General features: G+C 36.6%; 12 protein-coding genes, 1 tRNA gene and 1 riboswitch. Of the genes, 12 read left to right on the forward strand and 1 reads right to left on the reverse strand.

What is annotated here, in order from left to right; translation table 11 throughout:
• The first annotated feature begins 36 nt into the window (after window positions 1-36).
• From ACZ41W_RS01055 to ACZ41W_RS01075, 5 genes are read left to right on the forward strand one after another with little or no spacing between them, the layout of a single operon-like run.
• Complete coding sequence (locus ACZ41W_RS01055) at window positions 37-852, forward strand: CheR family methyltransferase (protein ID WP_464313042.1); 816 nt, start codon at window positions 37-39, stop codon at window positions 850-852.
• 12 nt (window positions 853-864) lie between these two features.
• Window positions 865-1,887 (forward strand): protein-glutamate methylesterase/protein-glutamine glutaminase, encoded by a 1,023-nt coding sequence (locus ACZ41W_RS01060; RefSeq protein WP_464313043.1) that lies wholly within the window; start codon window positions 865-867, stop codon window positions 1,885-1,887.
• Between the two features lie 54 nt (window positions 1,888-1,941).
• Window positions 1,942-5,049 carry a PAS domain-containing hybrid sensor histidine kinase/response regulator gene (locus ACZ41W_RS01065; RefSeq protein WP_464313044.1) on the forward strand — a complete coding sequence of 1,036 codons (3,108 nt, stop codon included), beginning with the start codon at window positions 1,942-1,944 and terminating at the stop codon, window positions 5,047-5,049.
• Complete coding sequence (locus ACZ41W_RS01070; protein WP_464313045.1) at window positions 5,027-5,428, forward strand: response regulator; 402 nt, start codon at window positions 5,027-5,029, stop codon at window positions 5,426-5,428. Before ACZ41W_RS01065 ends, ACZ41W_RS01070 begins: the two co-directional genes overlap by 23 nt.
• Before the next feature lie 10 nt (window positions 5,429-5,438).
• The gene (locus ACZ41W_RS01075) at window positions 5,439-5,807 is read left to right on the forward strand and encodes an Hpt domain-containing protein (protein WP_464313046.1); all 369 of its coding nucleotides are present in this window, start codon (window positions 5,439-5,441) and stop codon (window positions 5,805-5,807) included.
• Window positions 5,808-5,857: 50 nt separating this feature from the next.
• On the opposite strand, the gene ACZ41W_RS01080 is transcribed toward ACZ41W_RS01075, so the two are convergent.
• Window positions 5,858-6,889 (reverse strand): acyltransferase, encoded by a 1,032-nt coding sequence (locus tag ACZ41W_RS01080; protein ID WP_464313047.1) that lies wholly within the window; start codon window positions 6,887-6,889, stop codon window positions 5,858-5,860.
• Between the two features lie 389 nt (window positions 6,890-7,278).
• Between ACZ41W_RS01080 and ACZ41W_RS01085 the strand changes: the two genes are divergently transcribed.
• From ACZ41W_RS01085 to gcvPB, 7 genes are all read left to right on the forward strand, one after another.
• Window positions 7,279-8,226, forward strand: a complete 948-nt coding sequence (locus ACZ41W_RS01085; protein WP_464313048.1) for a hypothetical protein — start codon at window positions 7,279-7,281, stop codon at window positions 8,224-8,226.
• A 52-nt stretch (window positions 8,227-8,278) separates the two neighbouring features.
• Window positions 8,279-8,365: transfer RNA gene (locus ACZ41W_RS01090), tRNA-Leu, on the forward strand.
• Between the two features lie 160 nt (window positions 8,366-8,525).
• Complete coding sequence (locus ACZ41W_RS01095) at window positions 8,526-10,220, forward strand: M3 family oligoendopeptidase (protein ID WP_464313049.1); 1,695 nt, start codon at window positions 8,526-8,528, stop codon at window positions 10,218-10,220.
• A 122-nt stretch (window positions 10,221-10,342) separates the two neighbouring features.
• Window positions 10,343-10,445, forward strand: a riboswitch (glycine riboswitch).
• 235 nt (window positions 10,446-10,680) lie between these two features.
• A complete protein-coding gene (gene gcvT, locus ACZ41W_RS01100; protein ID WP_464313050.1) occupies window positions 10,681-11,784 on the forward strand; it encodes a glycine cleavage system aminomethyltransferase GcvT in 1,104 nt (367 codons plus the stop codon).
• Between the two features lie 188 nt (window positions 11,785-11,972).
• A complete protein-coding gene (gene gcvH / locus ACZ41W_RS01105; RefSeq protein ID WP_464313051.1) occupies window positions 11,973-12,356 on the forward strand; it encodes a glycine cleavage system protein GcvH in 384 nt (127 codons plus the stop codon).
• A 1-nt stretch (window position 12,357) separates the two neighbouring features.
• Window positions 12,358-13,704: an aminomethyl-transferring glycine dehydrogenase subunit GcvPA gene (gene gcvPA, locus ACZ41W_RS01110; RefSeq protein ID WP_464313052.1), complete on the forward strand. Its 1,347-nt coding sequence runs from the start codon at window positions 12,358-12,360 to the stop codon at window positions 13,702-13,704.
• Entirely contained in the window at window positions 13,698-15,152 is a 1,455-nt protein-coding gene (gene gcvPB, locus ACZ41W_RS01115) for an aminomethyl-transferring glycine dehydrogenase subunit GcvPB (protein ID WP_464313053.1), read from the forward strand. The genes gcvPA and gcvPB overlap by 7 nt, the downstream gene beginning before the upstream one ends.
• The last annotated feature ends 4 nt before the right edge of the window (window positions 15,153-15,156 follow it).

A 15,156-nucleotide genomic window follows, 5' to 3' on the forward strand; every position in this document is an offset into this window, starting at 1 on the left:
TAGCCAATAATTGAACTGTGATAGGAGGTGTGTGTCATGATTCACATTACTGATAAGGAATTTCGTCTCCTCTCTGAGTTTATTCATGTGAATTATGGCATACACATGAAAGAAGAAAAACAGACTCTCTTGATGGGACGACTCAACAAAGTGCTTTATGAGTTAGGATTTAATACGTTTACGGAGTATTATCATTACCTCGTTAATGATAAATCTGGAAAAGCGGTTGAAGTATTGATTGATAAAATCACCACCAATCATACATTTTTCATGAGAGAGTCTGATCATTTTATGTTTTTTAAAGATCATGTATTGCCTTATTTAAAGTCAACGGTGAGAAATAAAGACTTAAGAATTTGGTGTGCGGCGAGTTCCACTGGCGAAGAACCGTATACACTCGCTATGATTATTGCTGACTTTTTCGATGCTGATTATGATTATTGGGACACAAAATTACTGGCGACAGATTTGTCATTGGGTGCGTTAGAAGTAGCAAGAAAGGGAATCTATAGCAAACAAAGATTAGAAGACATTCCACAACACTGGAAAACAAAGTATTTTGATCCTGTAGATACAGAAAATATGATGATTAAGAACCGTTTAAAAGATGAGGTGATTTATCGTCAACTCAATCTCGTAGACCCGATGTTTCCATTCAAAAAAAAGTTTCATGTGATATTTTGTCGGAATGTGATGATTTACTTTGATACAAAAACTAAAGATGAGTTAATAAGAAAAATGTATGACTCTCTTGAAAACGGCGGGTATTTGTTTGTTGGCCATTCAGAGTCCATTAATCGCGATGCAACAGCATTTAAATATATAAGACCTGCTGTTTATCGAAAGATATAGGAGGGGGAGCGCTTGGGTAAAAAAATCAAGGTCCTCATTTTAGAGGATAGTTTAGTGTTTAGTGAAGTGCTATCTAGGGGGCTGTCCACGGATAGTGATATTCAAGTGGTTGCAAAAGTTGGAAATCCTTATGACGCAATTGATAAGATCGAATCCTTTAACCCAGATGTACTGACTTGTGATGTCAATATGCCCAAAATGGATGGAATTGAGTTTGTGAGGCAACTTATGCCTCAACATCCACTTCCAGTGATTATGGTCAGTGCGGTGAGCGATGCTGTTTTTGACGCTATGAATGCGGGGGCAGTTGATTTTGTTACAAAACCCAATATTCAATCTCCGAAAAGTGTCGAAACATTCATTGTGGATTTAATTTATAAAATTAAAGAATGTGCACGTGCAAAAGTTGTGAGTACAGCTGCTGTTGGTATGCCTCAAATTACCGAGAGTAAAATTGACGTCAATCAAAAATTGATTGCTATTGGCGCATCGACAGGAGGAACTGAGGCGATTTATCGCGTGCTTAAAGATTTACCCGAAAAAATACCTGGAATCGTTATTGTACAGCATATTCCACCGCAATTTTCAAAAATGTTTGCTGAAAGACTGAATAACCAGACTCGTTTTACTGTAACTGAAGCCAAAAGTGGGGTATACATAGAACCGAGTCACGTCTATGTTGCGCCTGGTGATCAACATATTCGCGTTTCTCGTGTGGGAGAACGGTATAAAATTGAAGCCTTTGAAGGTGCAAGAGTCAATGGTCATTGTCCTTCTGTAGATGTGCTCTTTGAATCAGTTGCAAAGGCTTGTGGAGCCAATGCAATTGGAGTCATTCTTACCGGTATGGGGTATGATGGCGCAAAGGGCTTATTGGCGATGCGACGAAAAGGGGCTAAAACGATTGGACAAGATGAAAATACTTCAGTGGTTTATGGAATGCCGAAAGTTGCTTTTGAAGTAGGGGCAGTTGAAAAACAATATCCTTTACACCAAATTCCGAACTCGATATACAACTTGCTAAAAACGATGTGATGCAGATGACCGAACTTAAGTATTACAATCTCAGACGATGGAGGAGCAATTATTGTGGCTGATTACATGAATATACTCAATGATTATAATAAGGATTGGCTTATTGCAGTGCTATCAAGTGTTGGCGATGGTGTCATTATTGCAGATTTTACTGGGAAAATTCAATTTGTTAATAAAAAAGCATGTGATCTTTTAGCTGAATCTATGCACAGTATTTTAGGCAAATCTTTTAACGAAGTCTTTCGAATTTTTACAGATGAATCCGATTTACCGATAGATTTTTTAAAAGATGATGAGTTTATTGGAGATATAGATAGAGGTCTCGTCAGAAATTCTTACATTGTATTACCCGATGGTTCAAAAAGATACATTTCAGCACATTTAAATAGTGTGACATCTCCCACAACTCAGATGTCAGGCTATGTGCTCGTTTTTCGTGATATTACAAAATTTATTGAAAGTGAGAGGCGTGTGATACAAGAGCGCGATAATATTACCCAACTGTTTAATGAATTTCCAATTGGGATGATGATTATCAATAAAGATCTCAAAATTCAACAAATCAATCAATATTTCCTAAGAACGTATGTGCTGAAACCTGAAAACATTATTGGAAAAGTATTTGGAAGTACTTTTGGAGGCAATTGGTATTTTGAAAGTGATGATTATAAAGACGATATGACGTGTGAGTATAATTTTGGACATCTTAAAAACAAAGTTGCTCAGTTTGTGGAAGAAGGCAAGGTTGTAAAAAATTATTTATCCGAAATCAAATATATGCATAAAGATCAAGCGAAGTCGATATGGATGAATCTGAGTTTTATGACGATGTATCGAGATGAAGGAACTTATTATGTCTTAACGGTTGAAGATTATACGACTAAGATCAATCACGAACAGCAGTTGATAGCAGCTAAAAAATCGAGTTTATCCATTTTAGATAGTTTGCCAGTCATGATATTTAGGATGAATAGTCGTAAAAAATGTGATTTTATCAACAATACATTTAAAAGTTATCTGCCTATAAATGAACCGGAGTTTTTGGAAACTCTTGAAAAACACATGGCAAAACAATCGTTTGTAAAATTCGATAAAGCAGTCAATAGAAGTTTAGTGGATCAAAGTGCATTTCGCGTAGATGTTGAAATGAGCCGTTCAAAGAATGATTATCGGCACATGCTGTGTGTCTCTAAACCGCTTTATGATCATGATAATAATTTTAACGGACTGATTGGAATTTTCCTAGACGTTCATGACGCTAAAATGGCGGATTTATTATATCGACAGAGCCAAAAGAAATACTATTTGTTATTTCAAAATATGGAAAGTAGTATCGGGTATTATAAGGCGATTTATGATATGGAACACAATGTGGTCGATGCCATTATTTTGGAAGTCAATCAAGCGACTTACGACGTGTTTAAGTTTAAAAAAGAAACTTCTGTTGGGAAAAGGCTGAGTGAATTAAAGGCACTTCCTGATTTAGAAAAGCAAAAAATCATCACTAGGTTTGATCAAGTTCTTAAAACCGGTGAAAGTTACCAAGCTCAGGAATATTATATGTCGAGCATGGATCACTGGATTCAAGTTTCGATTTACTCGCCTGAAAAAGATTGCCTCGCCATGATTATTACTGATATTGATTATAAGAAAAAATCGGAAATCGTTCTTCTGAAAGAGAAAGAGAAATCAGAAGAAGCCAACCGTGTGAAGAGTGAATTTTTAGCAAATATGAGCCATGAAATCAGGACCCCGCTCAACGGAATTGTCGGAATGATTGATTTAACGATGCTAGATCCTTTAAATGATGAGCAAAGTGATAATTTAATTACTGCCAAAGAATGTGTATCTTCACTTATAGATATTATCAATGACGTTTTGGATTTTTCAAAAATTGAGGCGGGTAAGTTGAGTATTGATACGAAATCTTTCGACTTAAGGGAGTGTATTGATACGACAATGAGAACGCATATTGCACACGTTAATGAGAAAAATTTAGAGCTCATATCTGATTTGAGTCGTATGCATCAAAATCGTTTAATGGGTGACGCGAAGCGGATTAAGCAAATTCTCAACAACCTCATCAGTAATGCCATAAAATTTACCGAGAGGGGTGTCATTAAGATTGATGTGTCTCAAGAATATGAGAAAGAAAATCCGTCTTTAATCCATACAACTATTAGTGTGACTGATACCGGTATTGGTATTCCAGAGGGCAAAAAATCGTTGTTGTTTAATAGTTTTACTCAAATTGACGGATCTTATACACGTCAGTATGGTGGTACTGGACTCGGATTAGTCATTTCTAAACAACTCATTGAAATGATGGGGGGAACGATTGGATTTACTACATCAGAAAATATTGGCAGCACGTTCTTTTTTACATTGCCGCTGAAAATTTCAGAACAAAATGAAATGCTTGACTCGGATCAAGATCAAGAGGAAAAGTTACAAATTGACAAGTCTATTCTATTGGTGGAGGACGATCGAGTGAATCAGATTGTTATGAGCAAGATGCTTGCACTCGAAGGTGCAACGGTATTTATCGCAAGTAATGGTCTTGAGGCTATTGAGAAAAGTGATGAGATGCAGTATGATTTAATTCTGATGGACATACAAATGCCTGAAATGGATGGAATTGAAGCAACGCGCTATATTCGAGATAAAAGTCGACATAATAACCATACGCCTATCATTGCACTCACTGCTTTTGCACTTAAAGGTGATGAGGAAATTTTTAGAGCAAGTGGCATGGATGATTATATTTCAAAACCAGTCGATCGGTTAACCTTAAAGGATAAAATGCGCCATCATTTATCTGTAGATTTAGAGATTCAAAAGCACATGATGCGAAAAGAGAGTACCAATCAAAAAATCGAACGTGAGACGATTGATGATTTACTTTCAAAAGTTGAGTCCTTAAAGTCAGAGTTAATGCACGAAAACTATATTGTGATGGAGATCATCGCACATCAAATGAAAGTCAAATTTGAAGATCTCAATGCGGAAGAACTGAAGAACATCGCTTTTAAGATTGAACTTGAAATACGCAAAGAGCACATTGAGACAATTCTTGAGTTAATTGAAAGACTTGAACGCATATTAAAGATGCTTTACGAGGCAAATGATGGAGGTTCAGATGAAAAAAATACTAATTGTTGAAGACGATATGGTAAGTCGCAAGTTCTTAAATCGTTTTTTAAAACAGTATGGAGAATGTGATATGGTCGTTAATGGCCTTGAAGCCATTGATGCCTACTTGTTGTCCATCAAGGAAGAAAATCCCTATCATTTAATCTGTCTAGATATAATGATGCCAAAAGTGGACGGGGTAAAAGTGTTAAAAGCAATACGAGACATGGAAGTTCAAAATAAAGTGGATGTAGAACATCGTGCAAAAATCATCATGACAACAGCACTGGGTGAGACTCAAACAGTGAAGACAGCGTTTGATTATGGCTGCGATGCCTATGCATCTAAGCCAATCGATATTGAAAAATTAAGTGAAGTCCTTGAAAAGCTGGGCTTCAATAAAATTTAATGAGGTGGATATGAGTTATTCAGAGTCGTTTCATCGTGTTGTCAATTCACTTTGCGTCGCAACTGGTTTGGATCGAGAAGCTGCAGAATATGTCATGGAGCTCTTTTTGTCTCAGTCGCAAGAAATTTTAAATACGATTGAGAGCATACTTAAACGTGAATACACAGGTAGAAGTTTGGTAGACGAAGATTTTGTTCAAATGGCCATGCTGTTTCATAAGCTAAAAGGTTCATCTGGAAATGTGCGCGCAGAGGAAGTCATGAATGCGTGTTTAATGGCTGAAGCCGCTTGTAAAAGCCATGAAGTGATTGAAATTAAGCAATATCTGGATAAAATGAGACAAATTTTTAAGGGGTATAGTTTGCCAGTGTTCTTTTAAAATTAAAGACCTCCTATGTCTGTGAAACATCAGAATCAAAAAGGCGCCCATCAGGCGCCTTTGTTAGTTTTTAATGATAAAGGATGTATTTGTATCCAATAAGCAATTGGTGCGAGGATAATTAAGATACTCATAAAGGATAAAAGTGCTTTTAAACTAATTGAGTGAATGGAGAAATACGGACTGAATAGATCCACAGCGATAATAAAAAGTGGATGTGCAAAATAGATCAGTTGCGTTGAACCACTAATATTTACAATTATTTTCTCGGCTTTTTCGGATAAGTTTACTTTAGCGGAGACACCTTCGAAACAAATAGTTAAAGCACCAATCGCAATAAATGCAAAGAGGACATATGCGATGGACACAAAGAGTAGTGAGAGTTCAACGACTTGATTGAGGTCGTTCCAATAGAGAAAGCCGCTGAATGCTCCTACAAGTACAAATACAGCAAAACTGAGTAGTCTATAATGATTCATGCGTTTTATGAGGTCAAATTGTGACTGAACCAACATTCCGAATGTAAAATATGCGAAGTACGTTAAAAAAATGCGATCTTTATAGGGAAAAATCACTAAAATTAGTGATAACTGAATCGCTAGGGTTACAAAAAACAGAGGAAACATTTTAATTTTTAGTCTGATCCAGTGAAGTACGGGAAATAACAAATAGAACTGAATAATAATGACCATAAAATAAAGATGATAAATAAACGTACCTTCCAAAACGCCTTTTATAAAGAACGTTAAATTTAAAGGATAATAGCCAAACCCAGCGTACACGCCATAGTAGAGAATGCACCAAAGAACATACGGAATAATCAGTTTTGGCAATCGCTTTTTATAGTATTCAATAAAATGGAGTGATCGTTGATCGTAGATAAAGTTGAGTAAAAAACCGCTGATAAAAATGAAAATGGGCACTGCTGGTTTTGATAAATGATTGAGAAAAATGAAAAAAATCTGAGCGGGACTATTGAGTGTCAATGAGACCACAGGTGTTGCTGATATGTGAATCATGATGACCATTAAACAAGCCATTATTCTTAAATAATGAATCGACTGTATATTTTTTTTGGGCATAATTTATATAATCTCCTTTAATAGGGCATAATTTATTAAATTATCATTAGTAGGTGTGCGGATTTCTCTGATTTTTATATTGCGTAGACTGATCAATTAATATATCGTAATGACTACTCAATCGTTATACCTGAATGACTACTCAATCGTTATACCTGAATGACTGCTCAATCATTATACTGGAATGACTGCTCAATTATTATATCGTACCTATGAATGAAAAAACACTTTTTTCTGGAGAAATGTGTGTTAAAATATTTACGGCTATGATCATCAAAAAAATTCATACATCAATTTAAAATTGAACTTATAAGACTCAAATTGTTCAGAGGTGAACGAGAACGGTGAATTTTTAGAGGAGTAGACCTTTTGATATGGGGCGGATGAAAATGAACAAATCATTAAAAGGAATGGTTGCAATCGTTGTATTGTTGCTGAGCTTGTTGCTTGTTGCATGTAAAAGCAATTCAGTCGACGATGCGAAGAATGTTGAAAGCACAACAGAAAATCCTTCAACAACAGAGGCAATCGCGCAAAAAACGGAAGAAGAACAAGTACAGATTCTCTCAGAATTTATTCAAATGACAGAAAATCCAGATACTGGAGTAAGCAATTTGATTGCCTATTTGGATCAATCGATTCCTTTTTTATCAGATGAAAATGTCGATGCGATGCTCAATGCATTTGAAGCAGTTCACATCATGCAAACAGGCGAGTTGGATGCTGATTTTATGTCGGAAGAAAGCCAAACACTATTGGCTTCATTTCAAATAGCAGATTTAAAATCTAAACAAGTTACAGATGAAAAAGTCTTAGCACTTCTCAATAAAATTGAAGCAATGGGCTATAAAATTGAACAAGTAGAAGGGTTTATTGGTCCTTTTGTCGATTATGGATTTTACTTAAAATATGCCGATTATGGAACGGAGTCTTGTCAAAAATATTTTTCTCTCATGAAGACAGAATCTGATCTCCCAGCAGTCTTTGATATGGGACTCGTGATTTCATGGGAAGAATTGATTAATCGAGCGGTAGCTGTAGATGAGTTTGTGACACTATATCCTGAATCCATCTTTTGTGATAATGCTAAAATTATGTTGCAGGGATATCTGGACTTGTTCTTTAATGGAACACTTAATGTGACTTCCTTTGATGAATCAACTTTAAAAATGAATGAAAACCTCGTCCAGGCAATAACGCATTATGAGTTTAAGAATCAGAATTTAAAAATCGTTGAAGTTATTCGCATGTATCAAGATCTATTAATGCGTTCAGAGTATACAAAAAATGGCGAAATAGAACAGTTTATTCAAGAAACAATTGAAAATTATAATTAATTCGCCTATAATGGCTTTGTAAGCTTTTTTAAGTAAGGCTTACAATTGCCATGCAGGTATGGTGAAACTGGCAAACGCGCTAGGTTCAGGTCCTAGTGAGAGCAATCTCTTGCAGGTTCGAGTCCTGTTACCTGCACCAAATTTCATAAGAATCATATGAGACAGGAGAACACTCAATACGTAATGGTATTGAGTGTTCTTTTTGTTAAATCGAGTATTTTAAAGGTTTTAGTACACAAAAATAAATTTATATGGTAGAATTCTCTTGTACGAATGTCAATACATAATGGGAGGATGACATGAAATTTACAGAATTAAAATATGAAAGACCAGATGTTGCATCTGTTAAAGTCCAATTTACACAACTTATCGATCAACTTAAAAATGCTCAAAGTGCTCAAGAACAAATTGAAATGATTCAAAAGATTAATACTTTGAGAAGTCACGTGGATACGACATTTCAACTTGCCGCACTCAGACATGTAATCAACACAGAAGATACATTTTATGATCAAGAAAACGACTATATGGATGAAATGTCTCCAGAACTAGAAGAACTTGTCGATTTGTATTATCGCGCTTTAGATGCCTCTCCGTTTAAACAAGAATTAAGAGCGGAGTTTGGCGATCATTTGTTTAATATTATCGAAGTGAAACTTAAAACTTTCCACCCAGATATTATTGAAGATTTGAAACTTGAAAATAGCTTGAACTCAAAGTATACCAAGTTAAGAACTTCAGCGAAGATTTTGTTTGATGGAAAAGAACTGAACTTAGCACAAATGACACCTTACTACGAATCTAAAGATCGAAGTGTTAGAAAAGCAGCACAAGAAGCTGCATCAAACTTCTTCCGTGAAAATGAAGCTGCATTTGACGAGCTTTATCATGAAATGGTTGGCGTAAGACATCGCATCGCGAAAAAACTTGGATTCGAGAATTATATTCCACTTGCGTACATGCGGTTAACGAGAACGGATTATAATCATGAAGATGTAGCAACTTATAGAAAACAAGTATTAGAAGATTTAGTTCCATTAACAGTATCTCTTAAAGAGAGACAACGCAATAGACTTGGACTAGATACTCTGAACTACTATGATGAAAGTATTTCGTTTACAAGTGGTAATGCAGGGCCTAAAGGGGATGCAAACTGGATTTTGGAAAATGGTAAAAAAATGTACCGCGAGTTATCGCCTGAAACTGCTGAGTTTTTTGACTTTATGGTGGATAGTGAACTCATGGACTTAGAAGCAAAAAAAGGTAAAGCAGGTGGTGGATTCTGTACGTTTTTACCTGAACATAAAGCACCTTACATTTTTTCTAACTTTAATGGAACTGCTGATGATATCGGTGTTTTGACACATGAAGCGGGTCATGCATTCCAGGTATATCAAAGTAGAAATTATACCCTTCCAGAATACAACTGGCCAACACTTGAGGCTTGTGAGATTCACTCTATGAGTATGGAATTCTTTACCTACCCTTGGATGGAATCTTTCTTTGAGGAAGGCGTTACAAAATACAAGTTTACGCACTTAAGTGAAGCAATTTTATTTATACCATATGGCGTCTTGGTGGATGAATTCCAACATTTTGTCTACGAAAATCCAGAAGTATCGCCAGAAGTGAGAAAAGCGAAGTGGCGTGAGCTTGAGAAAAAATATTTACCAGCTAGAAATTATGAAGACAATGACTTGCTTGAAAGAGGTGCATATTGGTATAGACAGGGTCATATTTTTACTGATCCATTTTACTACATCGATTACACGCTCGCTCAAGTGTGCGCGTTCCAGTTCTTAGTTAAAGCTAACGACAATAGAGAAAAGGCATGGGCGGATTATTTAGCGCTTTGCAATAAAGGCGGCAGCATGCCATTTACAGAGCTTTTAAAAGTAGCAAAACTCGATAGTCCATTTGAGGCTGGATCTATCAAAAAAATCATCCCTGCACTTCAAAAAATACTTGCAGAAATAGATGATACAAAACTTTAATATTTTTTGTAGTTTTTCATGAAATTTTCCAGAAAAAATCAGTTGAAAATTGACTGCATTTCGCATAAAATGTAGAAGACGAAGGTTTTAAATCACGTCGATACAATATCATACAGTACCAAGTGATGATGATGCGAGATATCTCTTAAAGAGGTAGCCGAAGGAGCAATGGGTTTGTTTGCCGACAACTCAGAATCTCTCAGGCACAAGTAGTATGATCTGATGGAACTCTGGAGAGCCCTTTAAGTAGGCACCGAAGGCGGAAATGTAGACTTAATCACTAGACAATGAAGGATATTCACATGTGACTAGAAGATGAGGACTACATGAAACTCTCAGGTAAAGATACAGAGGTATATAATGGCGCTAGCATTGCTATTCCATTATATACCTCTTTTTTTACACCTATGATAGGGTATCCAGTTAAATTAAACGATGATAGTTACAGGGAGGTTGCATAATGGATTCAGTTAAAAAGACGGCATTATATGATGAACATGTGGCAGCGGGCGGAAAAATTATTGATTTTGCAGGCTGGGCATTACCGGTACAGTACGAAGGAATCATTGAAGAACATGAAGCAGTTAGAAACGCAGCAGGTATGTTTGATGTATCGCACATGGGCGAAGTCGATGTAACGGGAAAAGATGCCTTTGCATTCGTTCAAAATCTTGTGACAAACGATGTAGCAACACTTGAAAACAACCAAATTTTATATGCCATGATGTGTTATGAACATGGTGGCGTTGTAGATGATTTACTCGTTTACAAGTTTGATCAAGAGCATTTTTACCTCGTGATCAATGCAAGCAACGTAGAAAAAGATTATGCTTGGATGCAAGAGCAAGCGAAAGGCTATGAGGTTGTTTTAGAAAATCAGTCTGATAGAATCTCAGAAATTGCCCTTCAAGGACCAGCTGCACAAGACATTTTACAAAAAATTGTCGATGTGGATTTAGCAGATATCAAATTCTTCTATTGCAATCGCAATGTAACCATTGAAGGTTCAAAATGCTTAGTTTCAAGAACTGGATATACAGGGGAAGATGGATTCGAAATCTATACTGAACATGCAAATATCGCAAAAATTTGGAGAAAACTCTTAGAAGTAGGCGCACCAATGGGGTTAAAACCAACTGGACTTGGCTGTAGAGATACCCTTCGATTTGAAGCGACATTACCACTTTACGGACATGAAATTGACCAAACAATTACACCACTTGAAGCAGGTCTTGGCTTCTTTGTAAAATTAGATAAAGAAAACTTCATTGGTAAAGATGCTTTAGTGGCTCAAAAAACCAATGGACTTCCAAGAAAAACAATTGGAATCGAACTTGAAAAAGGCATTCCAAGACAAGGCTATGAAGTGCTTGCTGGCGAAGAAGTGATCGGCGTTATTACCACTGGTTACATGTCTCCAACACTGAAGAAAAACATTGCTCTAGCTCTTATTGACTCTAAGTATGGTGAGATGGGTTCTGAACTCAACGTGAGAATTAGAAAAAATGTATTCCCAGCAAAAGTCATTAGCAAACGTTTTTACCAAAAACAATACAAAAAATAGTCACAAAGTGATTACTAATAGTCACTAAATAGTCATTTTAGAAGTGTGAGCTCAGAAAATGGGGGTAACACTCTGAAATAGAGCGTCAAAAGATTAAAAGCAATGAAACTTAAACAAAATTAAGAAGAAACAAAATTTAGAAGAAACTATAATTTATGAAGATTGAAGATGAATGAGGAGGATTTATTATGAAAATTGTAAGCGGATTATATTATACAAAAGACCACGAGTGGGTTAAAGTTGAAGGTGGCGTTGCTTTAGTGGGAATTACAGACTTTGCACAACACCAATTAGGATCAATCGTATATGTTGAACTTCCTGAAGTTGACGAAGAAGTTGAAGGCGAAGAAAGTTTTGGAACAATTGAATCGGTAAAAGCAGCATCAGATATGTTAATGCCAGTAACTGGTACAATCGTTGAAGTCAATGAAGATCTTGAAAATGATCCATCACTTGTAAATGCAGATCCATATGAAAACTGGATTATGAGAATTAAAATTTCTAATGAAGCAGATTTAGATGAATTAATGAACGCCGAAGAGTACGAAGCATTTTGTAACGAGGAGGCATAGAATGTTTCCATATATTCCAAATACTAAGCAAGACGAACAAAAGATGCTTGAAGTACTTGGGTTAGATTCGATTGATAGATTATTCGATGACATTCCGGCTTCCATCAAACTGGGTAGAAGACTCGATTTAAATGGACCACTTTCTGAGATTGAAGTATCAAAGAGAATTAGAGCACTAGCAAATAAAAATGTGAGCACAAATGACCTCATTTGCTTTAGAGGCGCAGGTGCTTATGATCACTCTATTCCATCAGTTGTGGGACACCTTATTTCGAGATCTGAGTTTTATACAGCTTATACACCGTATCAACCAGAAATTAGCCAAGGAACGCTTCAAGCAATATTTGAGTTCCAAACGATGATTGCAAATTTGACTGGTCTTGAAGTATCAAACGCTTCAATGTATGATGGTGCAACAGCTACAGCGGAAGCAGCAATGCTTGCAGCTGCAAATCAAAAAGGAGATACCATCGTTATCTCTGAAACTGTTCATCCACATACAAGAGAAGTTGTAAAAACGTATATGCGTTTTTACGGTGTAAAAGTGGTTGAAGTACCGTCAAAAGATGGCGTAACAGATGTGAAAGCCTTAGCTGAAATCGTTACTGCAGATACTTTAGGTGTGATCGTTCAAACACCAAACTTCTTTGGAAATGTTGAAGACTGTACAGATGCTGTTGAAATCGCTCATAACAATAAAGCGCTTTTCATCATGAATGTAGATCCTATTTCACTAGGCATGCTAAAAACTCCAGGCGAATATGGTGCTGATTTAGCAGTTGGAGAAGCACAACCACTTGGAAATCCATTAAACTATGGTGGCCCTTATGTTGGCTTTATGGCTGCAAACACAAAACAAATGAGAAAATTACCAGGTCGTATTGTGGGTCAAACTGTTGATTTAGACGGTAAACGTGCATTTACGTTGACACTTCAGGCGCGTGAACAACACATTCGTCGTGAAAAAGCAACATCAAATATTTGCTCGAATCAAGCGCTAAACGCATTAACTGCAACGATTTACCTGAGCACGTTAGGAAAACAAGGCTTATTTGAAGTTGCAGAACAATCGGCTAAAAAAGCATATTATGCATACAATCAACTTATTCAAACTAAAAAGTTTAGACCGGTATTTAACCAACCGTTCTTCAGAGAATTTGTCCTTGAAACAGATGGCGATGTTGAAGTTCTTAATTCAGAACTTGCTAAGAAAGGTTTCTTAGGAGGTTACCACTTAGGAACAGATTATCCAGCGCTTAAAGGTAAAGTGTTATTCTGTGTCACTGAAAAACGTACGTTAGAAGAAATCGATTGTCTCGTTAAAGCAATGGAGGAAATCTCATGGTAAAATACGAAAAACTAATATTTGAAATCTCTACTGAAGGTAGAAGAGGTTATAGACTTCCAGGCTGTAACGTAGAAAACATCAACCTTGAGGATGTTATTCCTGCATCTATGCGCCGTAATCAAGAACTCGTATTGCCAGAAGTGAGTGAGCCTCAAGTGGTGAGACATTATACTTTATTAAGTAATAAGAACTTTGGCGTAGATACTGGATTCTATCCACTTGGATCTTGTACAATGAAATACAATCCGAAGATCAATGACGAAATGGCAAATCTTTGCAAATTTACAACGCTTCATCCACTTGAAGAAGAAACTCATACGCAAGGTTCTTTAGAACTCATGTATGATTTGTCGAGTATGCTATCTGAAATCGGCGGAATGGATCAATTTTCACTTCAACCTGCTGCTGGCGCACATGGTGAATTAGCGGGTCTTATGATCATCAAAGCTTATCATGAAAAACGTGGCGATTTGAAAAGAACAAAAATCATCGTTCCAGATTCAGCGCATGGTACTAACCCTGCAAGTGCAAACGTTGCTGGTTTTGATATCGTTGAGATTAAATCGACACGCGATGGCGCGGTGGATTTAGATAACTTAAAAGCTGCTTTAAACGATGAAATTGCAGGTCTTATGTTAACAAATCCGAGTACACTTGGTTTATTTGAGCAAAATATCGTAGAAATTGCAAAACTCGTTCATGAAGCGGGCGGTCTTTTATACTATGATGGTGCAAATTTAAATGCCATTATGGGACAAACAAGACCTGGAGACATGGGATTTGACGTTGTTCATTATAACTTACACAAAACATTTTCAACACCTCACGGTGGTGGGGGCCCTGGATCAGGTCCTGTTGGAGTAAAATCGCACTTAGTGCCATTTTTACCGACGCCAGTTGTGAGTAAAGCCGAAGATCGTTATTTCCTTGATTACAACAGACCAGATTCAATTGGTAGAATTAAAGGATTTAACGGAAACTTTGGTGTCATGGTAAGAGCATATGCATACATTTTAACAATGGGTGCAGAAGGTTTAAAACGCGCATCTGAGATGGCGGTTTTAAATGCAAACTATGTACAGGCAAAATTAAAAGACTATTATGCACTTCCAGTAGATACGATTTGCAAACACGAATGTGTTTTTGCTGGACTTAAAAATGATTTACATCATTGCAGTACGCTTGACGTAGCGAAGAGATTACTCGATATGGGCTATCATCCACCGACTATCTACTTCCCACTGATCGTTCCAAACGCATTGATGATTGAACCAACTGAAACAGAAAGCTTAGAGACGTTAGATGCCTTTATCGATGTGATGATTCAGATCAGTAAAGAAGCAGACGAGCAACCTGAGCTACTTAAAAACGCGCCTACAACAACTCAAATTAGAAGAGTTGACGAAGTATTGGCAGCTAGAACCCCAGTGCTTAAATGGGAAAAATAATCTT

This window comes from Fusibacter fontis (assembly GCF_055378735.1).